Here is a 789-nt window from a genome sequence, read left to right as displayed (position 1 = left end):
CAAGGGAGCCAGCCGTCGAAGGTGGGGTAGATGATTGGGGTGAAGTCGTAACAAGGTAGCCGTATCGGAAGGTGCGGCTGGATCACCTCCTTTCTAAGGAGCCCTTCGGGGCAATACGAAAGTCCGTAGTTTTAACCGCTCGAGTTCAGTTTTGAAGGAGAAATCCTTCTGCAATACCGGTTTGGTGATAATGGCGGAAGGGTTCCACGCGTACCCATCTCGAACACGACCGTTAAGCCTTCCAGCGCCAATGGTACTTGGACCGCAGGGTCCTGGGAGAGTAGGACGTCGCCAAGCCGGTCTTGATTCCTTCAACGGAATTGAGATCAAGCCAGCGAGACTGGCCATATCATACGGGCCTTTAGCTCAGCTGGTTAGAGCGCACCCCTGATAAGGGTGAGGTCGGTGGTTCGAGTCCACTAAGGCCCACCACTAAGCTTTAATTGAATACTTCCCATGGGGACTTAGCTCAGCTGGGAGAGCACCTGCCTTGCACGCAGGGGGTCAACGGTTCGATCCCGTTAGTCTCCACCATCTTTACTTCTCCGCACAGCCTGCTTGTCAGATGGGCGGAGGGCAGAACTTGTTCTTTGAAAACCGGATAGCGAAACGAAAATGCGCAAATTAGAAATTCTCTACATTGCCTTGTGTGGTTTAGCCGACAGGTTAAGCTATTAAGGGCGCACGGAGGATGCCTAGGCGCCAGGAGCCTAAGAAGGACGCGGCGAACAGCGAAATTGCCTCGGGGAGCCGTAAGCAGGCTTTGATCCGGGGATGTCCGAATGGGGA

2 tRNA genes and 3 rRNA genes are annotated in these 789 nt (G+C 54.1%); all 5 read left to right on the top strand.

The annotated features are described in order from the left end of the window. A 16S ribosomal RNA gene (locus ACFOTD_RS34560) occupies window positions 1–93 on the top strand; the annotation flags it as partial. Between the two features lie 87 nt (window positions 94–180). Next, window positions 181–297 (top strand): 5S ribosomal RNA (rrf, locus tag ACFOTD_RS34555). Between the two features lie 58 nt (window positions 298–355). Beyond that, a tRNA-Ile gene (locus ACFOTD_RS34550) sits at window positions 356–432 on the top strand. A 26-nt stretch (window positions 433–458) separates the two neighbouring features. Beyond that, a tRNA-Ala gene (locus ACFOTD_RS34545) sits at window positions 459–534 on the top strand. A gap of 130 nt (window positions 535–664) precedes the next feature. Beyond that, window positions 665–789, top strand: a 23S ribosomal RNA gene (locus ACFOTD_RS34540); the annotation flags it as partial.

The organism is Cohnella sp. GCM10012308 (assembly GCF_042649185.1).
In the GTDB taxonomy this organism is placed as follows: Bacteria; Bacillota; Bacilli; order Paenibacillales; family Paenibacillaceae; genus Cohnella.
This window is presented reverse-complemented; position numbering and strand designations above follow the sequence as displayed.